Source organism: Dactylosporangium sucinum (assembly GCF_014647515.1).
Taxonomy (GTDB): Bacteria; Actinomycetota; Actinomycetes; order Mycobacteriales; family Micromonosporaceae; genus Dactylosporangium; species Dactylosporangium sucinum.
In genome coordinates, this window is record NZ_BMPI01000001.1 from 1 (window position 1) to 23015 (window position 23015).

General features: G+C 72.2%; 18 protein-coding genes. 6 read left to right on the forward strand and 12 right to left on the reverse strand.

Annotated features, from left to right (window positions below; genetic code table 11):
- The 7 genes from IEZ31_RS00005 to IEZ31_RS00035 all read right to left on the reverse strand — a co-directional run.
- The coding region (locus IEZ31_RS00005; RefSeq protein WP_190247567.1) for an alpha/beta fold hydrolase at positions 1-632 on the reverse strand (632 nt) is incomplete at its 3' end.
- A 57-nt stretch (positions 633-689) separates the two neighbouring features.
- Positions 690-1721: an ABC transporter ATP-binding protein gene (locus tag IEZ31_RS00010; RefSeq protein ID WP_190247568.1), complete on the reverse strand. Its 1032-nt coding sequence runs from the start codon at positions 1719-1721 to the stop codon at positions 690-692.
- Positions 1721-2839: an ABC transporter ATP-binding protein gene (locus IEZ31_RS00015; protein ID WP_190247569.1), complete on the reverse strand. Its 1119-nt coding sequence runs from the start codon at positions 2837-2839 to the stop codon at positions 1721-1723. The genes IEZ31_RS00010 and IEZ31_RS00015 overlap by 1 nt, the downstream gene beginning before the upstream one ends.
- A complete protein-coding gene (locus tag IEZ31_RS00020) occupies positions 2836-3753 on the reverse strand; it encodes an ABC transporter permease (RefSeq protein ID WP_190247570.1) in 918 nt (305 codons plus the stop codon). The genes IEZ31_RS00015 and IEZ31_RS00020 overlap by 4 nt, the downstream gene beginning before the upstream one ends.
- The gene (locus IEZ31_RS00025) at positions 3750-4715 is read right to left on the reverse strand and encodes an ABC transporter permease (protein ID WP_190247571.1); all 966 of its coding nucleotides are present in this window, start codon (positions 4713-4715) and stop codon (positions 3750-3752) included. Before IEZ31_RS00025 ends, IEZ31_RS00020 begins: the two co-directional genes overlap by 4 nt.
- Before the next feature lie 83 nt (positions 4716-4798).
- On the reverse strand, positions 4799-6355 hold the full coding sequence (locus tag IEZ31_RS00030) for an ABC transporter substrate-binding protein (protein WP_190247572.1): 1557 nt from the start codon (positions 6353-6355) through the stop codon (positions 4799-4801).
- 279 nt (positions 6356-6634) lie between these two features.
- Positions 6635-8353, reverse strand: a complete 1719-nt coding sequence (locus IEZ31_RS00035) for a PucR family transcriptional regulator (RefSeq protein ID WP_190247573.1) — start codon at positions 8351-8353, stop codon at positions 6635-6637.
- 180 nt (positions 8354-8533) lie between these two features.
- Between IEZ31_RS00035 and IEZ31_RS00040 the strand changes: the two genes are divergently transcribed.
- Positions 8534-9817 (forward strand): TetR/AcrR family transcriptional regulator, encoded by a 1284-nt coding sequence (locus tag IEZ31_RS00040; RefSeq protein WP_190247574.1) that lies wholly within the window; start codon positions 8534-8536, stop codon positions 9815-9817.
- Here IEZ31_RS00040 and IEZ31_RS00045 read toward each other — a convergent pair.
- Positions 9806-10273 (reverse strand): hypothetical protein, encoded by a 468-nt coding sequence (locus IEZ31_RS00045; protein WP_190247575.1) that lies wholly within the window; start codon positions 10271-10273, stop codon positions 9806-9808. The two genes, IEZ31_RS00040 and IEZ31_RS00045, sit on opposite strands and share 12 nt — an antisense overlap.
- Positions 10274-10381: 108 nt before the next feature.
- Between IEZ31_RS00045 and IEZ31_RS00050 the strand changes: the two genes are divergently transcribed.
- The 4 genes from IEZ31_RS00050 to IEZ31_RS00065 all read left to right on the forward strand — a co-directional run bounded on the left by IEZ31_RS00050 (position 10382) and on the right by IEZ31_RS00065 (position 15934).
- Complete coding sequence (locus IEZ31_RS00050) at positions 10382-11599, forward strand: Nramp family divalent metal transporter (RefSeq protein WP_229833850.1); 1218 nt, start codon at positions 10382-10384, stop codon at positions 11597-11599.
- Positions 11600-11693: 94 nt separating this feature from the next.
- Positions 11694-13199, forward strand: a complete 1506-nt coding sequence (locus tag IEZ31_RS00055; protein ID WP_190247577.1) for a CoA-acylating methylmalonate-semialdehyde dehydrogenase — start codon at positions 11694-11696, stop codon at positions 13197-13199.
- A 21-nt stretch (positions 13200-13220) separates the two neighbouring features.
- Positions 13221-14651, forward strand: a complete 1431-nt coding sequence (locus IEZ31_RS00060) for an MFS transporter (RefSeq protein WP_190247578.1) — start codon at positions 13221-13223, stop codon at positions 14649-14651.
- A gap of 311 nt (positions 14652-14962) precedes the next feature.
- The gene (locus IEZ31_RS00065; protein ID WP_190247579.1) at positions 14963-15934 is read left to right on the forward strand and encodes a hypothetical protein; all 972 of its coding nucleotides are present in this window, start codon (positions 14963-14965) and stop codon (positions 15932-15934) included.
- A gap of 85 nt (positions 15935-16019) precedes the next feature.
- Here the strand turns inward: IEZ31_RS00065 and IEZ31_RS00070 are convergent, their stop codons facing one another.
- The 3 genes from IEZ31_RS00070 to IEZ31_RS00080 form a co-directional block, all read right to left on the reverse strand.
- Positions 16020-17024, reverse strand: a complete 1005-nt coding sequence (locus IEZ31_RS00070) for a carbon-nitrogen hydrolase family protein (RefSeq protein ID WP_190247580.1) — start codon at positions 17022-17024, stop codon at positions 16020-16022.
- Complete coding sequence (locus tag IEZ31_RS00075; protein WP_190247581.1) at positions 17021-17827, reverse strand: class I SAM-dependent methyltransferase; 807 nt, start codon at positions 17825-17827, stop codon at positions 17021-17023. The genes IEZ31_RS00070 and IEZ31_RS00075 overlap by 4 nt, the downstream gene beginning before the upstream one ends.
- Positions 17828-17905: 78 nt before the next feature.
- Positions 17906-20521, reverse strand: coding sequence for an ATP-binding protein (locus IEZ31_RS00080; RefSeq protein ID WP_190247582.1), 2616 nt, complete (start codon positions 20519-20521; stop codon positions 17906-17908).
- Positions 20522-20706: 185 nt separating this feature from the next.
- Between IEZ31_RS00080 and IEZ31_RS00085 the strand changes: the two genes are divergently transcribed.
- A complete protein-coding gene (locus tag IEZ31_RS00085) occupies positions 20707-21102 on the forward strand; it encodes a hypothetical protein (protein WP_190247583.1) in 396 nt (131 codons plus the stop codon).
- A gap of 155 nt (positions 21103-21257) precedes the next feature.
- Here IEZ31_RS00085 and IEZ31_RS00090 read toward each other — a convergent pair whose 3' ends face one another.
- Positions 21258-22922 (reverse strand): amino acid adenylation domain-containing protein, encoded by a 1665-nt coding sequence (locus IEZ31_RS00090; protein WP_190247584.1) that lies wholly within the window; start codon positions 22920-22922, stop codon positions 21258-21260.
- Positions 22923-23015: the final 93 nt, after the last annotated feature.

Sequence of the window (23015 nt, forward strand, 5' to 3'; positions counted from 1 at the left end):
ACACCCGGAATCGCCTCGTTCGGCTTCGGGATGAACGCGTCCAGCCAGCGGGTCATCACCCGCTCGAACTCCTCGTCACCGATCGCCCGCAGCCGGTCGGCGTTGCGCGGGTTGGCCTCGCACAGCCCGGCCCAGCCGAAGCCGGCGGCGCCGCCGAGCTTGATGATGCCCTCGATGCCCTGGGACCGGATGACCCGCAGCTCGTTGAGGATGTACACGCCGGCGAGGCTCATCGTGCTGTAGGTGCCGCCGACGATCGACCAGGTGGCCAGCTTGCGGACCTTCTCGGGGTACAGCATCGTGAAGACGACCATGTCGCGGGCACCGCCGGAGCCGCCGGTGGCGATGACCCGGTCGATGCCCAGCTCGTCCAGCAGCCGGCCCAGCGTCTCGGCCCGCATGTGCGACTCCGACCGCCCGAACAGCTGGATGTCGGAGCGGCCGCAGTTGGGCCGATCCCACAGCAGCACCCGCTTGCCGCCCTCGGCCAGCCCGTTGGCCAGCTCGTGCACGCCGCCGTAGTCCTTGCCGAACCGGCCACCCGGCGTGATCACCACGACCTCGCCGTCCGGCGGGCCGATCAGCTCGTACACGACGATTCCGCCGTTGACCTCGACCTCGGCATCAGCCATGTCGTCCGTCCTCCTCGTCTGGTGCTGGTTCGCTGGAAACATCTCGGGTCCGACGCGTCAGACCGCCGCGGCGTCGGCCAACTGTGGTTGCGCGGCCTGAGCGTCGAGTGGGAAGTGGCAGGCGGCGAAGCGGCCCGGGCGCACCTGCCGGATCTCGGGCTCCTCGCGGGCGCAGATGTCCTGCGCCAGCGGGCACCGGGTCCGGAAGCGGCAGCCGCTCGGCGGGTTCAGCGGCGACGGCAGGTCACCCGACAGCGCCGCCGCCTGGACCGGCGCCTCCGGGTCGGGCTCCGGGATCGACTGGGCCAGCGCGCGGGTGTAGGGGTGGGCCGGCGACGCGAAGAGCTCGTCCGAGGTGCCCACCTCGCAGATCTTGCCGAGGTACATGACGACGATGCGGTCGCTGAGGTTCTTCACCACCGCCAGGTCGTGAGCGATGAAGACCATCGTGAGCCGGTACCGCTCCTTCATCTCCTCGAGCAGGTTCATGATCTGGGCCTGGACGGAGACGTCGAGGGCGGAGACCGGCTCGTCGCAGATCAGCACCGCCGGGTCGAGGATCATCGCGCGGGCGATGGAGATGCGCTGGCACTGCCCGCCCGAGAACTCGTGCGGGCGGCGGTCCGACGCGGTGGCCGGGTCGAGCCCGACCCGCTCGATCATGTCCTGGGTCCGCGCCGCGACGTCGGTCTTGCTCACGCCGCCGTGCACCCGCAGGCCCTCGGCGATGATGTCCTTGACCTTGCGCAGCGGGTTGAGCGACGAGATCGGGTCCTGGAAGATCATCTGAAGCTTGCGCCGCTGCCGCCGCAGTGCACCGCCCTTGAGCCCGGCGAGCTCCACGCCGTCCATCCGCACCGAGCCCGAGGTCGGCGCGGGCAGCTGCATGATGGCCCGGGCCACGCTCGACTTGCCGCAGCCGGACTCCCCGACCAGGCCGACGGTCTCGCCGCGGCGGACGTCGAGGCTCACGTCCGACACCGCGAAGACCCGCTCGCCGCGCCGCCCGCTGTACTCCACGACGAGGTTACGGACGCTGAGTACCACGTCGTCCGCATCGCGCAGGTGCGCCGCTCCGCTGCCGGCCATCAGAGCACCACCTCGGCCGCCACCGGCGTGCCGGCCGCGGTGACGCCCGCGGCGATGTTGCGCTTGCGGGCCGCGTCCCCGTCGGTGGTACCGAGGGGGAAGAAGCAGGCCGAGGTGTGCCCCGGCTCCTGCGGGTCCGGTTCCAGGGCTGGTGTCTCGGCCAGGCACCGCTGCTGCGCCGACGGGCAGCGCGGGGCGAAGCTGCACCCCGGCGGCGGGTCGACGATGACCGGGGGCCGGCCGGGGATGGAGGCGAGCCGGGTGTGGCTGGGCAGCGCCACCTTCGGGATCGCGTCGATCAGCGCGCGGGTGTACGGGTGGCGCATGTTCGCGAAGAGCCGCTTCGTCGGCGCGTACTCCACGACGCGGCCCGCGTACATCACCGCGATGGCGTCGGTCCGCCCGGCCACGACGCCGAGATCGTGCGTGATGAGGACCATCGACATGTGCGACTTCTCCTGCAGGTCCCGCATGAGGTTGAGGATCTGGTGCTGGACGGTCACGTCCAGCGCGGTCGTCGGCTCGTCGGCGATGAGCAGCTTCGGGGAGCACGAGATCGCCAGGGCGATGGTGACCCGCTGGCGCATCCCACCGGAGAGGTTGTGCGGGTACTGGTGAAACCGTTGCTCCGGCTCGGGAATGCCGACGAGCCGCAGCAGCCGCACCGCCTCGTCGTGCGCCGCCGTGCGGTCGAGGTTCAGGTGGTAGCGCAGGGTCTCGGTCAGCTGCTTGCCGACCGTCAGCACCGGCGTCAGCGAGGTCATCGGATCCTGGAACACCATCGCCAGGTCCACGCCCCACAGGTGCTTGTTCTGCTTGCGGCTGACGGTCGCCAGGTCCACGTCGTTGAGCCGGATGTGGCTGCCGGGCAGGACGCGGGCGTTCGGCGCGAGGATCTTCATGACCGCCCGGGACAGCACCGACTTGCCCGACCCCGACTCGCCGACGATGCCGAGCGTCTCACCGCGCCGCAGGCGCAGGTCGACGCCGTCGACGGCGCGCACGAGCCCGCGCGGTGTGTCGAACCAGACCCGCAGGTTCTGCACCTCCAGCAGGGGGCCCGGCGACGCGGCGGGGCTGTCCGCGACGATCTCCCTTGGCTGCGCGCCGATGCTCATAGCGAGGACTCCCTGCCGACGCGGCCCCGCGCCCAGTCGCCGAGCCTGTTGAAAGCGAAGACGGTGAGGAAGAAGAACAGCGCGGGGACCAGCACGAGCTGCGGGTTGTCGCTGAGCGACTCCCGGCCCGCCGCCAGCATCCCGCCCCAGCTCGGTGCCGGCGGCGGGACCCCGACACCGAGGAAGCTCAGCGTGCCCTCGGCCACCACCAGCGTCGCCATCACGACCAGCGCGAGCGACATGATCGGCAGCATGACGTTGACGAGCAGCTCCCGCGTCAGGATGCGCAGCGGCCGCGCGCCGAGCGCCTTGGCCGCCATGACGAACTCGCGGTCGGCGAACGCGATCGTGTTGGCCCGCGCCACCCGGGCGAAGTTGGGCACGCCCAGCAGCGCCAGCGCCACGACGAGCGTCACCAGGCCGGGCTGCAGCGCCGTCACCATCGCGATGAGGAAGATCAGCGGCGGGAACGCCAGCGTGAAGTTGACGAACAGCCCGATCGCCGAGTCGGTGGCGCCCCGGAAGTACCCGGCCAGCATGCCCAGCGTGACCCCGATGACGAGCGCGATGCCGGTGGCGCCGATCGCCACCGCCATGGAGATCCGGGCCCCGTGGACGATCCGCGACAACACGTCACGGCCGATCGAGTCGGTGCCGAGTAGGTGCCCGGCGGAGCCGGGCATCGCGCTGAAGGCATTGGTGACCTCGTTCGGGTCGGGCAGCGGCAGCAGGTCGGCGGTGATCGCGGCCAGGACCACCACAGCGATCCAGGCCGCTCCGAAGGCGGCGCCGATGTCGCGTCGCCGGCGGCGGCGCGGGGTGGCCGCGGCCGGGACGGTGGCCGTGGGGGCCGACGGCAGCGCGGTGCCCGGCGAGCCGCCGGCGCCGGGGCGCTGTTGGACGAGATTGGTCATGCGGTCCTCACCTTCCTCACCCGCGGGTCGAGCAGCGGGTAGGTCAGATCGACGAGGGTGTTCATGAGCAGGTAGATCAGGGCGGTCAGCAGGACCACGGCCTGCACGACGATGTAGTCGCGGGACAGGATGGCGTTGATGACCAGCGTCCCCATCCCGGGCAGCGAGAAGATCGCCTCCACCAGCACGGTCCCGCCGATGAGCCGGCCGATGACCACGCCCGACACCGTCACCAGCGAGAACGAGGACTGCCGCAGCGCGTGCCGCACGAGGATGCGCCAGGTGGGCAGGCCGCGCGCCCGGGCGGACAGGACGTGGTCCTGCTGCAGCGTGGCCATCATGTCGCCCTTGAGCAGCCGGGTGAACAGCACGCACTCGCCGGCGGCCAGGGTCAGCACCGGTAGCACGAGCCGCTCGAAGTGCTCCGCGGGGTTCTCCGAGAACGGCGTCCAGCCCAGGATCGGCAGCAGGTCGAGCTGGACACCGAACACGTACACCAGCACGATCCCGAGCACGAACGCCGGCGTGGCCAGCGTGGCCGAGATGACGAACGTCGAGACCCGGTCCAGCAGCCGGCCCGGGCGGTAGGCCGACCACACCCCGACCGGCACGCTGACGGCGAGCGCGACGATCATCGACAGCAGTGCGATCTCCAGGGACACCGGGGCGCGTTCGGCGATCGTCTCCGAGACGCTGAGCCCGGTCTGGAACGAACGGCCGAAGTCGCCCTGCAGCACACCGCCGATCCAGGTGAGGTACCGCTGCCAGACGGGGTCGTCAACCCCGTAGCGCTCGCGGGCCTCGGCGATCTGCTCGGCCGTGGCGTCCTGCGGCAGGATCGCGTCGACCGGGCTGCCCGGAATCAGTTCGAGCAGCAGGAAGACTGCCACGGTGACCATGAACAACAGCAGGAAGAACCGGCCAACCGAAGCGGCCCGGCCCCGCAACGCGCGTGCGTTCATCTTGCTCCCGTCCCTCGGCTTCGGATTGGCCTCCGGCGGGGCCGCGGACACCGTCACGGGCGTCCGCGGCCGGCCGCCGATCGTCAGCTACTGCGCCACGCGTACTGCCAGTAGACGCCGGCGCCCGAGTTCGTACCGGCGACGGTGATGCCCTTGATCTTCTTGTTCACGTACAGGTGGCCGGTCTGGTAGCGCCAGGTGCGCAGCGGCCCGTCGTTGGACAGCTCGCCGACGACCTCCTTGTAGGCCGCGGCGACCTCCTCCGGCTTGCCCGAGGAGCGGGACAGTTCGAGTGCCGTGTCCACCTCGGGGTTGGAGTAGCCCATGACGTTCAGCGCGCCGTCGGTGTGGAAGACGTCGTAGAGCCGGTCCAGCTCCTGCGACAGGGTGGCTCCCATGATCGTCTGGAACTCCCGCTTCGTGGACAGCGAGCTGAGCGTCGCCCCGTCGACCGCGTTGAGCTTGAAGGTCAGTCCCTTGATCTGCTGCATCTGCGACTGGATGAGCTGCGCGACCTGCTCCAGGGCCGGCAGGCCGGCGTAGCAGGTGAAGGTGACCGTCTCGGCCGTCTTGCCGGTTCGCCGCAGGTAGTCGTCGAAGAGCCGCTGGGCCTCGGCGAGGTTCTTGTCCGGGAACTTGCCCAGCGCGTCGTCGCGCTCCGTGGCGCCCGGCCGCAGCAGCTGGTCGACCGGCTGGTCGCCCGGGTACACCGCGTTGTTGATCTGGGCGCTGTCGAAGGCCATCAGCATCGCCCTGCGCAGCCCCTCGTCCTTGACGACCGGGTCCTTCAGGTTGAACTGCAGCCCGGTGCCGCCCACCAGCGGCACCCGGTAGATCTGGTAGCCACCCGTGGACTCGATCGCTCGGGCGTCCTTGGTCAGCAGCGACCAGTCCACGTCGATCTCGCCGCCGCGCAGGGCGTTGAGCCGCTGGTCGTCGGCGCCGATCACCTTGATGGTGAGCGCGTCGAGGTAGGGCAGGCCGGGCTCGAAGTACGTCGGGTTGCGGGTGTACTCGATCTGCGAGTTGCGGGTCCACTTCTTGAGCACGAACGGGCCGGCGCCGACCGGCGAGTTGGCGACGTCCGCGCCGGCCTTCTGGATGGCCGTCGGCGAGCCGATGGCGCTGAGGCCGCGCACCAGCGTCCACGGCAGCTGGTAGTTGACCTTGTCCAGGGTCACGGCGACGGTCTGCGGGTCGACGACCTTCCACGTCATGCCCTGGGTACTGCGCGCGGCCGGGGACAGCGTCTTGGGGTCCTTGACGCGATCCCAGTTGAAGGCCACCGCGGCGGCGTCGAACGGCGTCCCGTCGCTGAAGGTGACCCCGCTGCGCAGCTTGAGGGTCCAGTTCTTGCCGTCCGTGGTGTCGAAGGACTCCGCCATCTGACCGACGAACGCCTTCTTGTCCAGGTCGTAGCGCAGCAGCGTGCCGAAGATCGGCGCGCACCGGTCGAACGACTGGACCGCGCAGACCGCCGGGTCCAGGGAGGTGACCTCGACGTTCACCGCGTAGGTCGCCTTGCCGCCCTTCGTCGGCGTGCCCGCCTCCGCGCCGTCCGCGGAGCCGGAGCCGCCGCAGCCGGCCGACGCCACGGCCAGGCAGGCGGCGACCGTCGCGGCGGCGGACCGCGATGCCACTCGTAAACCCGTCATCCTCGCTTGCTCCTGTCTTCTCGCGACAGCAACGTGGTCGCCAGCGCGGCCTGGTGCAGCCGGCTCGTCCTGACTACCTGGTAACCACGGGCGGATACTCAGCGGAGCTAACCTTTGGTCGGCTCGGCGAATCGTGCGTCTACTGGCTCATCGGCGCCGCGTGTGACCGGTGCCACAGGCGGTTGACGATCAGCATCGGCAAGACGGGTCCGGCTGGGTAGGCCCACGGTGTCAAGGTGGGCCGGGCGCGTTTCTGACAGACTGTCAACGCCAGGTGCGCGGGTGACCCGGCGCGGAGTCCGGGTCGGCCGCCGTGGCCTCGACGACCATGATGGCGGCATAGAGCGACGTGCTGCGCTCCGGATCGTCCAGGTCGACGCTCAGCAGCCGCTGGATGCGGGCGAGCCGGTCGTAGAGCGTCGGCCGGGAGACCCCCAGGGCCTGTGCGGTCAGTGACTTGTTGCGCTGGAGCCGCAGATAGGCTCCGAGGGTGCGGACCCGGTCGCCGCCGTCCACCGCGTCGCGGAGGAAGAGCGGACCCAGGGTGCGTTCGGCGAACGCCTGGAGCCGGGGATCCTTGCGCAGGATGTAGAGCAGCCCGCGCAGGTGTACGTCGTCGACGCAGTAGATGACGCGGCGCTCGCCCGGTGGCCCGGCCGCACGTGAGGCCAGCGCAACATCGGTCGCCTCGGCGAACGAGTGCCGGACGTCGGCGAGCTCGGACACCAGGCCGCCGCGCGCCACCACGGGCCGGTCGGCCCCGGTCTCCTGCCACAGCTCGTGCACCCGCGCCGCGAACGCCTGTGCCGGCGGATCGACCTTGTCCGTCTTGAGCAGGAGCAGGACGCCCCAGCGGTCCGGCGCGAGCTGTGCGGTGAGCCCGTCGAGCTGCGCGCCGTCGAGCGCGGCGGCCACGATCCGGCCCACGTCGCGCTGCCCGCCGCGCTGGTCGGTCAGCAGCACGATCGGCAGGTACTGCCGATGTCGGGTCGGATGGCCCAGCACGGCGGCTCTCGCGTGCATCGCCTCGACGCTGCCGCCCCGGCCCGACATGATCGCTTCGAGCATCGTGCGCTGCGTGCCCGCGACCACGACGTCGTCGTCCTCCAGCAGCAGCCGCATCCCGATCGCCGCCGCCGCGCGCTCGGCGACCATGACCTGGCCGCGGTCGGGCGGCCGGTCGGTGAACAGCACGAGCCGTCCGCGCTGCTGGCCCCGGACCTCGACCGGGGTGACCACGCACTGGTCCGCATCGTCGACCTGGGTGCCGAACACCTGGTTCAGCGTGAACGCCTTGCGGCTCCAGCGGTTCAGCAGGCCCTCGACGGCGCCGTCCGGGGCGTGCATCGCCAGAACCTGGTGCATGAGGTTGGCGTAGACGACCTCGCCCTCGCCGAGCTCGCCGGCCGCGGCGGCAAGCTGCTCCACCGAGGCGTCGGCGGAGCTGAGCAGGGTGAACCGCTCGTGGGCGGCGGCGGTGACCTGCAGCAGCCGGCGCTGCCCGATCAGGATGACCGAGTGCGCGGCCTCGGTCATCTTGACGAACGACACCTCGCGCCGCAGCGCGATGAGCGGCAGGTCCCGGCGGTTGCAGGCGCGGACCATCGCGGACGGCACGGCGGCGAACCGGCGTCCGAGCTCGATCACCAGGCCGGCGACGCCCTGGTCGGCGAGCGCGTCGACGTAGCGGCCGATCTCGGCCGGCGACTGGGCGAGGGCGATGCCCGTAGCAAGGATGAGCTCCCCACCTTGGAGCAGGCCCCGGCTGTCGGCGAGCTCGATGACGTGCAGCCAGCGGATCCGGCGGCCGAGGTGCTGCTGGCCGGCGACCACGACCGGCGAGCCCTGCACGGTGCTGGGCATCGCCAGGAAGTCCGCGATCGTGAAGGCGCTCAGGCCCGCCGGCTCAGTGCTCCCGGCGCGTGCGACGGCGTGCAGCTGCGGGGTTGCTCGGTCGGTGGCCAGATGGACTACTTCGGACACCCTGGTTCCTCCCTGTCGCCCGCCGACGGCGGGTCCGGGCTGTACCGGCGTTCCATTCATGTGAATCACGTAACCGGGAAGTATTCCACGTGACCCGCCCGCCGGGGAGGGGCAGCGGAACGAATATTTGACCCGCGGGCGCGGCATTTACGGCGGGTCGCAGGCCGTCATACTGGTGTTATGACGGCTTCCCTCCCGAGAGCTTCCGACGCCGCGAGCGCGAACAGCACCCGCACCGAAGCTGTTCGACAGACTGCGGCGCGGCTGTTCGAGGTGGCGGGCTACTCCGCCACGACGATGAACGACATCGCCGAGGCCGTCGGCGTCCTGCCGGGCAGCCTGTATCACCATTTCCGGTCAAAAGAGGACATTGCCGTCGAGCTCCTGCTGGAGCTGAACCAGGCGCTCGACGAGTGCGGCGTCGCCGCGAGCCGCCGGTCCGATCTCGCGGCCGCCGACCCGGAGGCGGCCGTCCGGCTGCTGACGACCGAGCTCACCGAGCTCAGCTTCCGGCACGCCGCCGCCATCCGGCTGCGCGCCCACGAGGCACCGCCCAGCGTGGCGACCGCACGCTTCGCCGAGGCCATGCAGGCCCAGACGCCCACGCTCGACCGCGCCTGGCGCAGCACGGTGGGAGCGCTGGCGACGGTCCGGCCGGCCCCGTCCGTCGACCTCGCGATCGTCCGGTTCGCCCTGCGGCGGCTCGCCTTCCACGCACCGGTCTACTACCCGGGCGCCGTGCCGCCGCGGGCGCTCGGCAGCCACCTGTGCGACATCGTGCTGCACGGCCTCGCCCCCGGCTGTCCCGCGGACGAGGAGTTGGACGGCTCGGCGGCGCTGGCGGCGGCGACCGACACCATCGCCGGCTGGCGCAGCCCGGAACGGCCGGCCACCCAGGGCGACCGGGCGGAGATCGTCGCGGCGGCCCGGGCCGAGTTCGCGCGGCGGGGTTACGAGGCGACCACGATCCGTGACATCGCGAACGCGGCCGACGTGCGCATGGGCACCCTGTACCGCCGGGTCGAGTCGAAGGAGGCGCTGCTGAGGGAGATCATCGACGACCACGGTGCCCACTTCGAGCAGGCGTTCCAGGCGGTCATGTCCGCGGGCTCGACCCCGCCGGAGACGCTCGACGCTCTGGCGCGCGTCTTCGTGCACATGAGCCGGCGGTACCACGAAGAGGCACGCATCGTGCTCTACGGCTGGGCGCAGCGCGAGGCGACGACCAGTCCGCTGCACGAGTACTACGTCGCGACCCAGCGGCGGCTCGCCCGGTTGGAGCGGCTCATGCAGCGCGGCTTCAGCACCGGGCAGATCCGCCGGATCGCCGACCCCACCGAGCTGTCGCTGCACTTCCGTTCCCTGCTGTGGCTGCCCTTCCACGAGCACGCGCGCACCAGCGAGGCCCGGGCGCACGCGAGTCTGCGCTGGATCCTCCTGCGGGGGGTGCTGTCAGCGCGGTGACCCGCCCGCGACGATGCGCACCTCGCAGTTGAGGGCCGCCTCGAGCGCGGTGTGCAGCCGGCTCTCCGGCACCCGCCGCAGGTCGCCCGGCGCCAGCGTCACCGTGACGAGCTCCTCGTCGCCGTCCACCAGCCGGCGCACCGTGCCGTCGACGCCGAACGCGGCGAGCACCCCGCGCGCGTCGTCGTCCGTGCCCCGGCTGACGTAGGTGACCACACCGGCCGTGGCCGGGGCGCCGAACGCGTCGGCACACAGGGCCACGTGCTTGTCCACGTCCGCCGGGTCGAGACCGGCGACGATCAGCTCGACCTCCCGGTTGCGGGCCGGCAGCCGGTCTGCCGGCGAGGCGACGACCTCGAGCCCGAGCTCGCGCAGCCGGCGCAGGCCCGCCTCGTAGCCGGTGGCCGGAACGGTTCCATCGCGGTCGAAGACCACGCGCACAACGGCTGTCCGCATGCCACGACGCTAGCATCGGCGGGCGGCCAGCCCTAGACTCCTGACCACGATCGGAGCAAATACTTGGTCCGACCACGCGGACCCCGTCGCGAGTGGAGCGTGTGCCAAGTGCTGAGAGTCCGTCCACGCAAGGGGCTGGTCCTGCTCGGCCCCGCGTTCATCGCCGCGGTCGCCTACGTCGACCCGGGCAACGTCGCCACCAACGTCACCGCCGGCGCGAAGTACGGCTACACCCTGGTCTGGGTGGTCGTGCTCGCCAACGCCATGGCCGTGCTGGTGCAGTACCTGTCGGCCAAGCTCGGCATCGTCACCCGCCGCTCGCTCGCCGGACAGCTCGGCACCCGCCTGCCCACCCCCGCCCGGATCGCCTACTGGCTGCAGGCCGAGGCGATCGCCGTCGCCACCGACATGGCCGAGGTGGTCGGCGGCGCCATCGCGCTGGCGATCCTGTTCGACGTCCCGCTCGTCGCCGGCGCGGTGTGCACGGCCGCGGTGTCGCTGCTCATCCTGCGGGTGGGCGACCGGCGCGGGCAGTTCACGCTCGAACGCGTGATCATCGGCTTCCTCGCGCTGATCCTCGTCGGGTTCGTGGCCGGGCTGCTGGTGGACCCACCGTCCGGATCGGCGCTGGCGGGCGGACTCGTGCCGTCGTTCGCCGGCAGCGAGAGCGTGCTGCTCGCCTCCGGCATCGTCGGGGCGACCGTCATGCCGCACGTCATCTACCTGCACTCCAGCCTGACCACGTCCCGGTTCGACCACCGCGGCGAAGGGCTGGAGGTGTCCCGGCTGCTGGCCGCCACCAAGCTCGACGTCGCCTCGGCGCTGCTCGTCGCCGGCGTGCTCAACCTGTCGCTGCTGCTCCTCGCCGCGTCGAGCCTGAACGGGTTGCCCGGCACCGACACCCTCCAGGGCGTCCACGCCCTGATCTCCTCCGAGGTCGGCACCGGCGTCGCGCTGCTCTTCGCGGTGGCGCTGCTCGCATCCGGGCTCGCCTCCACCGCGGCCGGCAGCGCCGCCGGTGCCGAGGTCATGCGCGGGCTGCTGCACCGGCAGATCCCGCTGCTGCTGCGGCGCGTCCTCACCGTCATCCCGGCGATCGCGATCCTGGCGATCGGCGCCGAGCCCAGCGCCGCCCTCGTCGTCTCGCAGGTCGTGCTCTCCATGGGCATCCCGTTCGCGCTCGTCCCCCTGGTCCTGCTGACCGCGCGGCGGCGCGTCATGGGCGAGCACGTCAATCGCCCGCTGACCACGATCGCCGCGACGGCCGTCGCCGTGTGCGTGGTGTCGCTCAACCTGGCGCTGCTGTACCTGACGTTCTTCCCCTGACCGCGTCGTGATTGACAAGCTGTCGGCGATCTCCGCGCCCCGACTGACACTGTGTCCATTGTCGGCGCATCACGGGTACCAGACGATGAAGCCCATGACTGAGGCACTCGTCGAACACTGGGTGGACAACGCGAGGTACCCGGGCACGTCCGCGCGTCGCGGCGCGGTGACCAATCCCGCCACGGGCAAGGTGACCGCGTCGGTCTGCTTCGCCGACGAGGCCGACGCCCGGCACGTCATCGCCGCGGCGGCGCGGGCGGCGCGGTCCTGGGGCCGTAGCTCGCTGACCACCCGGGCACGGATCATGTTCCGGTTCCGGGAGCTGCTCAACGCGCGCAAGGAGGAACTGGCCGCCATCATCACCGCCGAGCACGGCAAGGCGCTCGACGACGCGCTCGGCGAGGTGACCCGGGGGCTGGAGGTGGTCGAGTTCGCGTGCGGCATGCCGCACCTGCTGAAGGGCGCCTTCTCCGAAAGCGTCTCGACCGGGATCAACGTGCACTCGAAGCGCCAGCCGCTCGGCGTCGTCGGCATCATCAGCCCGTTCAACTTCCCGGCCATGGTGCCGATGTGGTTCTATCCGATCGCGATCGGCGCCGGGAACACGGTCGTCGTCAAGCCCAGCGAGAAGGACCCGTCGGCGCTGCTGTGGACCGCCGAGCTGTGGAAGGAGGCCGGGCTGCCCGACGGCGTCTTCAACGTGCTGCAGGGCGACAAGGCCGCCGTCGACGCGTTGCTGGACTCCCCCGACGTCGCGGCCGTCAGCTTCGTCGGCTCCACCCCGATCGCGCAGTACGTGTACGAGCGCGCGACCGCGAACGGCAAGCGGGTCCAGGCCCTCGGCGGCGCGAAGAACCACATGCTGGTCATGCCGGACGCCGACCTGGACGTGGTGGCCGACGCCGCCGTCAACGCCGGCTTCGGCTCGGCCGGCGAACGGTGCATGGCGATCAGCGTCCTCGTCACCGTGGGCCCGGTCGCCGACGACGTCATCGCCCGGATCACCGACCGGATGGCCAAGCTGCGGGTCGGCGACGGCACGCTCGGCTGCGACATGGGCCCGCTGGTCACCGCGGCGCACCGGGACCGGGTCGCGTCCTTCGTCGACGCCGGCGTGCAGGCCGGCGCCAAGCTCGTCGTCGACGGCCGCGACATCGTGGTGGACGACCGGCCCGACGGCTTCTGGCTCGGGCCGACGCTGTTCGACAACGTGACGCCCGACATGACCGTCTACACCGAGGAAATCTTCGGGCCGGTGCTCAGCGTCGTGCGGGTGGGCACCTACCGCGACGCGGTGGACCTGGTGAACGCGAACCCCTACGGCAACGGCGTCGCGCTGTTCACCCGCGACGGCGGGGTCGCCCGGGACTTCGAACAGGACGTGCAGGTCGGCATGATCGGCATCAACGTCCCGATCCCCGTGCCGATGGCGTACTACTCGTTCGGCGGGTGGAAGGCGTCGCTGTTCGGCGACAGCCACGCGCACGGCGTCGAGGGTGTCCACTTCTTCACCCGCGGCAAGGTCGTCACGAGCCGCTGGGCCGACCCGGCGACGTCACCGTCGAGCGGCCTGGCCCTCGCCTTCCCGACCCACGACTGAACCGCCCGACCGGACCACGTCATGCCTTCCCGGCATCGCCTCATCCTGTTCGTGCTGTGCTCCGGCGTCCTCGCCCAGCCGCTGCTGCAGGCGCTGACGGTGCCCACGCTGCCGCGGATCCAGCAGCGGTTCGACACCGACCAGTCCACGGCCGCGTGGGTGCTCACCGCGTTCCTGCTCGCCGCGTCCGTCGCCGCCCCGGTCGGCGGACGCGCCGGCGACGCGTTCGGCAAGACCCGGGTGCTCGCGATCTCGCTGGGGCTGCTCGCGGCGGGCTCGCTGGCCGCGGCCGCCGCGGGCTCGATCGGGCTCCTGATCGCGGCCCGGGCCGTGCAGGGCCTCGGCGGCGGCGCGGTGCCGCTGTCCTTCGCCATCCTCCGCGACCACCTGCCCCGGCACCGGCTGCGTGGCGCCGTCGCGCTCACGTCGTCGCTGCTGTCGGTCGGCTTCGCCGCCGGCATCGTCGTCGCCGGACCGATCCTCGACGGGCTGGGGTACCACTGGCTGTTCCTCCTGCCGGCCATCGCGGCGGCGGCCGGCGCGCTGGCCGTGCTGTGGCTGATCCCCGAGTCGCCGGTACGGTCGGGCGCGCGGATCCCGCTCACGCCGGCGGTCCTTCTGGCCGGCTGGCTGGTGACCCTCCTGCTCGGCGTCAGCCGCGGGCCGCATGCCGGCTGGTCGTCGCCGTGGGTGCTCGGCCTGCTGACGTCGTCCCTGGCCCTGGCCGCCGCGTGGCTGTACTCGGAGTCGAAGGTCCGGACGCCGCTCATCGACCTGCGGATGATGGCGACGCGGGGAGTATGGTCGGCGAACCTGGTCGCGCTGGCGATCGGGATCGCGATGTACGGCTCGTTCGTCTTCCTGCCGCAGTTCACCCAGACGCCGAGCGACAACGGGTACGGCTTCGGAGCTTCGGTGACCGCGGCCGGGCAGCTGATGCTGCCGTCGTCGCTCGTCGGGTTCCTGTGCGGCCTGTCCGCCGCCCGGCTGGCCGCCCGGCTGGGTGTGCGCCTCACCCTCGTCTACGGCTCGCTCGCGACGGCGGCGGCGTTGGCGATGGTGACCGTCCTGCACGCCGAGGTATGGCAGGTGGTCGTCGCCAGCTGCGTCTGCAGCGCGGGCACCGGCATCGTGTTCGCCAACCTGGCCAACGCGACCGTGGACGCCGTCCCGGCCCACCAGACCGGCACCGCGATCGGCATGAACGCCAACATCAGGATCGTCGGTGGCGCGATCGGTTCGGCGCTGGGCGTGACCATCCTGACTGCGGACCTGCTCCCGTCGGGGTATCCGACGGAGCGGGGCTACGTGCTCGGCTTCGCCTTCATGGCCGGCACCTCGCTCGTCGCCGGAGTCACGGCGCTGCTCATCCCCTCGTCCGTCATCGACGAGGACCAGGGCGCGCACCCGCGCGCTGACGCCACGTCGGTACCGGCGGCGACGCAGCGCTGAGCAGATCGCGGCGGCAAGTTCGCTCGCTGCGGCGATGCGCAACCCAGGTGGGGCATCAATGCCGAGATCGTAGTGCCCCCGCGGGCTCACCCGGACGCCGGCACAAGCCACACCACCCCGGGGCTCATCCTCACCCGGCAGAGCGGCCACGTCACGGACCACGACCCAGCGCGGCGGGCCGCGGCGGTCGCCTCGGCATCAAGCGCTTATACCTTCTCGCGCGGGGCAGGTCGTACATCAACCGGTGAGCGGCCGAGCCCAGCACGGACCCGGCCACAAGGGTGAGTCTCTCGTGAAGGTAGGCCTTGGCCGTGCGGGCTTTCTGGGATGCGCTGGCAGCCAACATTCATCGTCTGACGCTGGCCGAGTGGATTCAGATCATCTCAGCCATAGGCGCGGTCACCGCAGCGGTTGCCGCCGCCTCGGCCGCTCGCTCGGGGCGCGGTGCGGCCCGAACCGCTGCCAAGCAGTTGCCGGAGTTGCAGAAGCAGGTCGAGATCAATGCGGCTCAGGCGAAAGTCGCCGACGAGCAGGTCGTCCTCGCTCAAGAAATGCTGAAAGCCGCCTCGGCGGCGGCCCGGGAAGCGGCACGCGCCAGGACCGACGAGCGGGCTCCCCTCGTCGTCGCGCTGCTGGAGGCGCCGCAATGGCCCCCGCTGGTCGATGCGACGCGTGATCGGATGCCCTACGGGAACGAACTGCGACTGCTTGACCATCGGTCTGTGGCGCAGGCCGAAGCGGCCTCGCCGGCGCGGCTCTTCGCACGAGATGGAGAGCGTCACCAGCTCCTGTGGTTTCAGACCCGAGGTGTACTGATCAACGAGGGCACGACCACCGCACGGGTGCGACTCGATGACGAGGCCCAGTTCGTGGAGGCGACCGCCGCGAGGAGAGAGCGCCTCCTGCGACCGGGAGAGGTAGCCCGGTTCGAATGGGGCGCGGGTCACACGATCGCGGAGTGGGCGGACGCCCGAGAGAAACCCGAACCGCCCAACCCGCTCGGCGCTTGCTTCTTGACGATCACCGTGTTCGACTCGTTCGAACACGGCATCTTCGACCACATTCACGTCGTCATGAGCGGCCGGCCGATCGTCCCGGTGGACGACTCGTTCGACGAGGTGAGGCTCGCCTCCCGGGAGTCCGAGGCGGAAATGGGAGTCACGGTCTTCCCCACCCGGCGCACGTACCGCTCCGACGGTTCGCGAAGGGACCCTCTTCCCTGGGACAGCACGTACGCGGCATGGTGGCGGCAAAACGGGCGGCGCACCGCGGAGCGGGCGTGAATGCGTTTCCGGCGCGGCGGGACCAGATCGTCCCCGGCAGCGCGGAGCGCCACCAGGGACGGGACTTGCCGTTCACCCGGGCAGGCTACGGAACATCCGGTCCGACCACCTCGGCGTCATCTCCGGAGCCCGGTTGCGCGAGGGACACAACATGCGGCTTCGGCCGGTCGTTCACGACGAGCCGGAAGACGTCCGGACGGTTGTAGTGCCCGACCGGATCGAAGAGTCGCCGGCGCGCCCGTGCGGAGTCCAGGTCCAGATCTGCGTAGAGGATGCCTTCCTCGCGGACGAGGGGGCCCGCGAGCACGGTTCCGTTGGGGTCGACGATCACCGAGTAGCCGTCGAGCATCCAGTCGCCTCGCGTCTCGGCGCCTCGCCACAGCCGCTCGCGATCGGGGACCCCGGCGGGCACCTCGGAGAAGCGCGCCGCCGGGGCGACACCGATGACGTGGCAGCCGCCCTCTCGGGCGATGTGTCGCATCGTCGCCACCCAGTGGTCGTGGGTGGCAAGGGTCGGTGCGACCCAGACCTCGACGCCTTGGGCGTAGACGGCGAAGCGGGCCAGCGGCATGTAGTTCTCCCAGCAGATCAGTCCGCCGATTCGGCCGACCGCCGTTTGGTGGACCTGCAGGTCCGAGCCGTCACCCATGCCCCACACCAGTCGCTCCGCGTGGGTTGGCACGAGCTTGCGATGCTTGCCGAGGAGGCGGCCGTCGGGTCCGAAGTAGACGGTGGTGTTGTAGACCGTGCCACCGCGCTCCTCCCGTTCATTGATGCCGATGACGAGGTGCACGCCGGCGTCGTGGGCCGCCCGGCCGAGACGTTCGGTGACCGGCCCCGGGACGACCACCGACTGCTCGAGCAGCCGCACGTACCACGCGGCGTCCTCGCCGGGCAGCACCTCGTCGACCCAGGCCGGCCACGCGGGCAGGAACGCCTCCGGGAATACCACGAGTTGCGCACCCTGTTCGGCTGCCTCGGCGATGAGGCCGACCGCCTTGTCGAGGCTCGCCGCGAGGTCCAGAAAGACCGGGGCGGCCTGGACCGCGGCCACCTTGACGCGCGAGCTTCCGGCCGGTGCGCTCCTCATCGTGCGCTCGGCGTGTGGATGACGGCCTCGAGGTAGTCCATCCGGAGCACCAGCGTCGCGTCGTCGGAGACGTCGAACTCCTTGACCGTCTCCACCATCTCGCGCCTGAGTTGAGCCGCACGCTCCGCGTTGAGCGTGGCGATCGCCCGGTGGGCGGGGCCGTAGCACGTAGCGAAGAACTCGGCCTGGTGTTCGGCCGACAGGAAGCGCCAGTGGAAGGAGCGCCGGGGCGCGGAGATGGTGACGTGGGGGCCGAACAGCTCGCGCAGGCGCGCCTCGCTGCCCCACTCGACCGGTGGCCGGATCCCCGGCGGTGCGGGGACATGGCGGCCGATGGTTCGGAAGAGCGCACCGACGTAGCTGTCGGGAGTCCAGTTCACCATCGCGATGCGACCGCCGGGACGGCAGACCCGGAGCAGTTCGCGGGCCGTCTGTTGCTGGTCAGGGGCGAACATCGCGCCACAGGTCGACAGCACCGCGTCGAAGGAGCCGTCGGGGAAGGGCAGATCCTCGGCGTCCGCCTCCTGGAACGTCGCCTGCAGTCCCTCCGCCCCGGCTCGCTGGCGTGCGCGGGCGAGCAGCGACGGTACATAGTCGACGCCGGTGACCTGGCAGAACCGGCGGGCGGCCGCCAGCGCCGCGTTGCCGCTGCCGCAGGCCACGTCCAGCACCCGTTCGCCGGCCCGCAGGTCGGCCGCCTCGCAGAGCAGTTCGGCCGTGAGTGGGAATCGGGCGCCTACGGCGGCGTAGTCGCCGGACGCCCAGGCGACTTGCTGGCGCTGTTTGATGGTGGCGATGTCCATGACGGTTCCTCCCTGAGGTTGACCTGGGAAGACGAACGTTATGGAAGCGACCGGTGCCGGCGGATCGGGAACGGTTCCCTAATTCCCGGGTTTCGCCTCCCCAGTTCCCGCGGGTGTCACGCCGAGTCCGCGGGCCACCGCCGCGGCCTGGTGCCGCGTGCCGGCCCCGAGTTTGCTCAACAGCGCGGAGACGTGATGTCCGACGGTCTTGGGGGAAATGCACAGCCGGGCCGCGATCTCGGCATCGGTCAGACCCTCGACCAGCAGTCGGAGCACCTCGACCTGGCGGTTGCTGAGGCCGGCCGGGTTGGCGGCCGTGGCCCGCGTCGGCCCGGCGGGGATGCGCAGCGTGCCTCGGCGGCGCAGTTCGCGGCGTAGCCGCAGGGCGGTCTGGCGCGCGCCCAGGCCGTCCAACAGGGCCAGCGCCTGCATGCGGGCATCATCGTCGTCGCCGGACATCAGCGCGAGGGCCCGGTGGTAGGGCCAGCCGAGCCCATGCCATGCCTCGGCGGCGCCTCGCCAGTCCCCAGCCAGCAGGAGCCGGTGCGGCGCCGCCATCAACGCCGGGGTGAGCGGCGGCCCGCCGGCCATTCGCGACCAGAGGGCGAGTTCGCCGCCGAACCACGGGTGCCGCGCCTGCTCTGCCATCGGGTACACGGCCGCGACCTCCTCGACGGCGCGGCCATCGTCCCCACTGAGCCAGGCGTGCTCGGCCCGGGCCGCCGCCACCGGCGCGATCCACTGCAGCTCGCTCGTGGCGAAGGCGCGCTCGGTGGCCTCCTGCAGCGTCGCCGCCGCTGCTGGATCGCCCCGCCGGGCCTGCACCAGACCCAGCGGCACCAGGGCGTCGACGAACCGGCCGCCACCGGACACCCGCTCGGTGAGTGCCGCCCGAGCGTCCTGCTCCGCGCCGGCCCAGTCGCCCAGATCCAGGCGGAAGCGGGCCCGGTGCCCGAGCACGTGCTGGACCCAGCCGGCCAACTCGTGTTGCTGGACGAACGCAAGCGCCCGATCGAGATCCTGCCGGGCACGGTCGAGGTGGCGCACCTCCGCGCCGATCGTCGCGAGATTCCCGATCGCCCGGGCCGCGTGGTCCTCGAGGCCAGCCGCGACAGCCAGCTGGAACGCCTCTTCCAGCTCGACCCGGCCGCCCGGGTCGTCCCGCTGCAGCCGGGCCGAGCCGATGTTCGTCAGCGCGTGGGTCGACGCCTCCACGTCGTTGAGCTCACGGGCCAGCGTCAGCGCCTGTCCGGCCCAGTGCATGGCCAGCTCGCTTCGACTGGCCAGCATGTCCAGTTGTGACTGGTTGCTGTACGCCAGGGCGAGCTGGCGGCCGGCCGGCAGGGCCTCCAGCACGGCGATGGCGCGGGCCGCGGCCGACTCGGCGTCACGCCGATTGCCGGCCCACCAATGCAGGCGGGACAGCCAACGCAGCCCTTCGCCGACTCGTTCCCGGTCGCCTGCCGCCTCCCGCAGGGTCACCGCGGACTGGCGCGCCGCGACCGCGACGTCAGCGAGCCCCGACAGGTACGCCTCGACCGAGTAACCCTCGAGCAGGTCGGCGCGGGCCGGCACCGGGAGCCGATCCGCGTGGGCGAGGGCCGCCCGGTACTGGGAGACGGCCTCCCGGTGGGCCGCCACCGCCGCGGCCTGCCGTGCCGCCTCCGGTGCGTACCGCAGGACGGCGTCGACGTCACCGGCCTCGCGGGCGTGATGGGCCAGGCGGGCAGCGTCAACCGGCTCGCCGCTGTCGGCCAACGCGGCCAGAACCTGCCGGTTCAGCCGGCGACGCTCCAGCACCGACAGCGATCCCTCCACGGCCCGCCGCAAGAGCTCATGCCGGAACCCGATCCGTTCGGCGTCCATCACCAGCAGACCGGAGGCCACCCCCGCCTCGACGCCCGCTGTCGCCGGCCGCGCCGCCGTCTCCAGCAGCCAGGGCTCGACCCGGTTCGGTACCACGGAGACCAGCTGCACGGCCTCCCGTGCCGGTCGCGGCAGTCCCGCCAACCGGGCCAGTACGAGGTCCCGGACGGTGTGCGGCACCTCGGAGTCCGCGGCCGCCAGCACCTCGGTGAGCAGCAGCGGATTGCCGCCGGTGAGTGCCCGTAGGCCGGCGTCGGGACGCCCGACCCGCCGGGCCATCTCCGCCACCGCGGCCTCGGACAGGGGCTCCAGCCGAATCCGCCGTACCGCATCCGCCGGCAGGCGACCGATCACGGTGAGCAGCGGGTGATCGGCGCCCAGCTCGTCGTCGCGGTAGGTCACGAGCAGCAACGCCGGTGTGTGCTCGATCCGCCGCCCCAGAAACACCAGGAGGTCCAGCGTGGCCTCGTCGGCCCAGTGCGCGTCCTCCACGACCACGACCTGCCGTCGCGCCGCCAGCGCCAAGTGGCCGAGCAACGCCGCGAAGATCGTCTCGCGTCGGCCCGATGCGAGCGATTCGCTCAGCCGGCCACCAGCCTCGCGGCCGATGTCGTACACCGGGCCGAGGGCCCGTGGCGTCAGCAGCGGGTCGCACGAGCCCATGAGGAAGTCGGCCTGCGCCGACCGCCGCCGGCGGAACCGCTTGACCAGCGCCGACTTGCCAATGCCCGCCTCACCGGCGAGCAGGACGACGCCACCACGTGACGAGAGGCCGGTCAGTCCGGCGTCGAGCTCGTCCAGTGCGGCGGCGCGTTCGAGCAGGTCCACAGATATCGACCGTACGGCACCGACAGTCACCTGACCCAGCAGCGATTCGGACTCGAGCCGTCCAGGACCGACCCGGGCTCGCGCGGGCACCGGCACCTCGGTGTGCGTCTGGAGCTGACCGGCGGGGGAACATCCAGCAAATTCTCAGGTAACAGCGATACCGTCGGCGCCCTCAGGTCAGCTTCGTGCACCCGGAGGCGATGATGTCGGACCACGCCGCGACGGAACTGTCGACCACGCTGGAGGACGACCGGTCACCGGTCGCCCGGCTGCGGCAGGCCGAGCTGCGGATCGCATACCTGGAGGGCCAGGTCGACACCCTGCGGGAGCAGGTCGCGGCGCTGGAGTCCGCCGATGAGCACCGTCGGGCCGAGCTGGCCAGCGCACAGGCCGAGGCGGCCGAGGCGCAGGCCGCCGGGCGTGAGGCGCAGGCCCGCGCCGAGGAGCGCCGGCACCTTGTGGACGAGCTGCGCGCCCAGCTCGATGAGGCCCGCGCCGCTGCCGCGGAGCACGACGACGAGGGCGGCAAGGGCTTCGGCTGGCGGTCGCGACGCCGAGAGACCCGCAAACCGTCGCGCTGACGCCGCGCGCTCATGCCGGGCGCCGGCCGATCTGCGGGCGATGACGAGCCGCTGCGGCTCGTCGGCGCCCTCGAAGCCGCGCGGCAGCACCTGCCGGTATCGGGAGGTGCCGGGCACCGCAGAACGCCGGCATGAGCCCGGCCGCCGCGCCTCCGTCAGCCCCCCGCCACCAGGCCGCAGCGGCGGGCGACGTCGACCGCGTCTCGCAGCTCGCCGCGGCGGGCCAGCGCCATCGCGGCCCGGCCGGCCGCCAGGCACGCGCTCTCGGCGTTCGGCACCGCGTCGAGCACGGCGCCGAGCAGGTCCAGGTCGCCGGTCCGCTCGGCGAAGCGGGCCACGGCGACGACCACGCGGTCACGGCGGTCGCCGGCGACGGCCGCGGCTGCGGCCGGCACCGCCGCGAGGGCCTCGGCGTCGAGCACCGGCAGCACCGCGTCGACGCTCCAGTGCCCCTCCGCGAACACGCCGGTCAGCAGGCCGGCGAACAGGTCGCGGTCCCGGGCCGGCAGGCCGGTGCGGACGGCGAGGCGGGCCAGCAGCCGGCTCAGCTGCGGCCCGGGCCGGCCGCCGGCCGCCTCCGCGAACAGCCGGTCGGCTGCGGTGCGGTCGCCGGCGTCGACGAGCACGGCGGCGAGGCCGGCGTCGGCCAGCTGCCACCACCGCAGGACGCGCAGGCGGGCCCGCAGCCGCGGCACACGCACCTCGACGATCTCGGCACGCAGCGGCTCGTCGGCCAGGGCGTGCGCGAGCGGTACCGCCTCGGCGACGACCGCGGCCAGTTCCTGCGGGATGACGCGGTCGCCGGCCAGCACGTCCAGCACGGCGCGCAGCCGCTCCGCAGTGGCCTCCGCGCGCCTGCCGTCGAGCCACCGCAGCACCTCGCGGGCGAGCGGGGCGGGTCCGTAGCCGGAGATGCGGCAGTCCCGCATGCGGCCCAGGACGGCGAGAGCGTCGTCGATCCGGTCCAGCGCCAGGAACAGCCGGGCGAGCCGGTGCTGGTACACCATCTGGTCGTCACGCTCGCGGCTGCGCTTCGGGCACTTGCGGAACGCCGCCACGAGCGCCTTGGCACGCGCCGCCGGCAGGCCGGGCGTCGCCAGCGCCAGCAGCGAGCGCTGCTGCTCGCCCGAGCCGAGCCGGGTCGCGAGCGTGAGTGCGTCGTCGAACCGGTCCGCCCCGGCGAACGCGACGACCAGCCGCTCGCCGTCGACATCCTCGACGGCGCCGCAGCGCTGGCCGGTCTCGGCGAGGCCGAGCGGCCCCAGCAGCGCGGCCGCCGCGGCGAGCCGGGGCCGGTCCTGCTCGTCGAGCAGTGCGGCCCAGCCGTCGAGGAGCTCGGGCCTTCCGGCGTGTGCCTCGGCCAGCGCCGCGAACGTCGCCGAGATCCGGGCGACCCGCAGGTGCGCCGACCGGTGCTCGCCGGGCCGCACCCCCAGGACCGTCCGGAGCAGCGCCACCTCCGCGTCGGCGTGGCCGGCCGCGAGCCGCGCCAGCGTTGCGGCGACCGCGTACTCAGGGGTGTTGCGGCCGCTGACGAACGGCCGGTACGGATGGTCGCCGTCGAGCGCGGCGGTCACGAACCGCACGGCACGCTCGCCGGTGAGGATGCGGGGCGCCGCCGTGGCGAACGGCTCCGGCAGCCAGCCATCGAGGAGGGCCGTGAGATCCTCGGCCGCACCGTCGTGGTCGCCGCCCTCGAACCGGGCCACCGCCCAGGCGACCCGCTCGGCCCGGTCGGCCGTGTGCTCGGGTGGCGGCGGACCGAATCGGGCGAGGACGTCCCGGGCGCGGTCGGCGATGGTGATCGTTCGGGCGGCCACGCGCCGACTCTACGTCGGCCCGACCGCGCCGCCCGGCCGGCTCACCGGATCGTCCTCGTGCCCGCCGAGCGCCTGGCCCCGCACGAGCCGGAC

What these genes read in the sequence shown, in the direction of transcription:
- IEZ31_RS00010 (WP_190247568.1), bottom strand. Translation starts at nt 1,721, where the DNA reads ATGGCCGGCAGCGGAGCGGCGCACCTGCGCGATGCGGACGACGTGGTA.
- IEZ31_RS00015 (WP_190247569.1), bottom strand. Translation starts at nt 2,839, where the DNA reads ATGAGCATCGGCGCGCAGCCAAGGGAGATCGTCGCGGACAGCCCCGCC.
- IEZ31_RS00020 (WP_190247570.1), bottom strand. Translation starts at nt 3,753, where the DNA reads ATGACCAATCTCGTCCAACAGCGCCCCGGCGCCGGCGGCTCGCCGGGC.
- IEZ31_RS00025 (WP_190247571.1), bottom strand. Translation starts at nt 4,715, where the DNA reads ATGAACGCACGCGCGTTGCGGGGCCGGGCCGCTTCGGTTGGCCGGTTC.
- IEZ31_RS00040 (WP_190247574.1), top strand. Translation starts at nt 8,534, where the DNA reads ATGACGGCTTCCCTCCCGAGAGCTTCCGACGCCGCGAGCGCGAACAGC.
- IEZ31_RS00045 (WP_190247575.1), bottom strand. Translation starts at nt 10,273, where the DNA reads ATGCGGACAGCCGTTGTGCGCGTGGTCTTCGACCGCGATGGAACCGTT.
- IEZ31_RS00055 (WP_190247577.1), top strand. Translation starts at nt 11,694, where the DNA reads ATGACTGAGGCACTCGTCGAACACTGGGTGGACAACGCGAGGTACCCG.
- IEZ31_RS00060 (WP_190247578.1), top strand. Translation starts at nt 13,221, where the DNA reads ATGCCTTCCCGGCATCGCCTCATCCTGTTCGTGCTGTGCTCCGGCGTC.
- IEZ31_RS00070 (WP_190247580.1), bottom strand. Translation starts at nt 17,024, where the DNA reads ATGAGGAGCGCACCGGCCGGAAGCTCGCGCGTCAAGGTGGCCGCGGTC.
- IEZ31_RS00075 (WP_190247581.1), bottom strand. Translation starts at nt 17,827, where the DNA reads ATGGACATCGCCACCATCAAACAGCGCCAGCAAGTCGCCTGGGCGTCC.